General features: G+C 38.6%; 1 protein-coding gene and 1 pseudogene. Both read right to left on the bottom strand.

From position 1 onward, the window contains the following. Positions 1-329: pseudogene (locus EAI83_RS17065) on the bottom strand (sensor histidine kinase); the annotation flags it as partial. Further along, positions 326-1,015 carry a response regulator transcription factor gene (locus tag EAI83_RS17070; protein WP_019162604.1) on the bottom strand — a complete coding sequence of 230 codons (690 nt, stop codon included), beginning with the start codon at positions 1,013-1,015 and terminating at the stop codon, positions 326-328. The gene EAI83_RS17070 and the pseudogene EAI83_RS17065, both read right to left, overlap by 4 nt. Positions 1,016-1,091 lie beyond the last annotated feature (76 nt).

A 1,091-nucleotide genomic window follows, 5' to 3' on the forward strand; every position in this document is an offset into this window, starting at 1 on the left:
ATAATCTCATACAACCGGATTAAGCGGTGGTTGATACGGGCAAAAAGAGTTTCACTATCATTTGACTTTTGTAATTCCTCGTTTCCATCAATCATGTTGTCCAGCGTCCGGCACAAATTAGAAGTAAAATGAGAAAGGCGTTTTCCAAAAAACAGCACCAATAGCCAAATCCAGAAAAATGCACAGAGTGTCAATGTTCCACCTGCTATGAAAATTCGTATATCCTGCATTATACCGCCGAGAATACCGGTAATTACCAGCATAGAGAAAACCATGCCAGCACTAATCAGTCTACAAATTTTCTTAGCAGAAAGGTTATTCAGTTTCATTTCTTTTCGCCTCCTGTCCATTGATAACCCATACCGTAAACCGTTTTGATATATGTGTCGCCATCCGCTTCAATCTTACTGCGAATGCGGCTGATAGAAGTAGTAAGGGTATGTTCATCTACATATTTTTCATCAATGTCCCACAGCCTTTCCAAAAGTTGTTGGCGGGTAAGTACCTGCTTCGGATTTTTAAGAAATAGGTTCAGCATTTTATATTCCATCGCAGAAAGCGCTAATGGTTTCCCGTTCAAACTTGCAAATTGTTCCGAAAAATCCAGAAACAGGCTACCATCCTCGTAAATATCCTTAGCTGGTTTGTGATGTTCCAACATAGCGAACATGGCTTTGATCTTTCGCTGCAAAGCACTAATCGAAAAAGGTTTCGTGATATAATCCACTGCACCAGCTTCATATCCTCGTATCTGATCGCTTTCCTGATCGTTGGCAGTTAGAAATATAACTACTGTATCAGGATGCTCTGGCTTGATAAGACGGCATAGGTCATAACCATTTCCGTCTGGTAAATTTATATCCAGCAATACCAAATCAAAAATGTTTGTTTTTAATGATTCAGCGGCTGTCCTTGCATTCAGAACAGAAGTTATTGTGTAACCGTCCAATTCCAAATTATAAGTAAGCGTTTTATTCAAAAGATTATCGTCTTCGACAATTAAAATCTGCTTCATATTGTCACTTCCTTTTCTTTTTGCAGATAGTATAACAGGCAAATGTCCGAGAATTGTTACAAGGACAAATATATTT

The organism is Blautia sp. aa_0143, from assembly GCF_004167315.1.
In the GTDB taxonomy this organism is placed as follows: Bacteria; Bacillota; Clostridia; order Lachnospirales; family Lachnospiraceae; genus Blautia_A; species Blautia_A fusiformis.